Below are 258 nucleotides of genomic sequence, written 5' to 3'. Positions count from 1 at the left end.
GCAGGAATGAAGCTCGGCGACACCCCGCTTATCGACCTCACCCGCGACCGCCTGCACCGGGAGACGCTGCGCAGCTTCGGCGAATATACGGTCACCACCGGCTACAGCGCGGCCGGACTGCTGCTGAGCCGGCACCTGAACAGCCCGCTTCTGAACCGCGACTACGGGTATGACGGGGCCGGGCATCTGACCCGCATCAGCACCCCGCGCCAGACCCGGGAATACGACTACAGCCAGACCGGCAGGCTCACCGGCGTG

Annotated in this window: 1 protein-coding gene; it reads left to right on the top strand. The window is 67.8% G+C overall.

Features of this window, described 5'->3' with window-relative positions:
• Positions 1–258: hypothetical protein (locus OGY09_RS00240; RefSeq protein ID WP_286589728.1), on the top strand; the 258-nt coding region annotated here is incomplete at both ends.

This window comes from Citrobacter sp. Cpo071 (assembly GCF_030332765.1).
GTDB lineage: Bacteria > Pseudomonadota > Gammaproteobacteria > Enterobacterales > Enterobacteriaceae > Citrobacter > Citrobacter portucalensis.
Note: the sequence above shows the minus strand (reverse complement) of the source record. Positions and strands in the feature narration are given on the sequence as shown.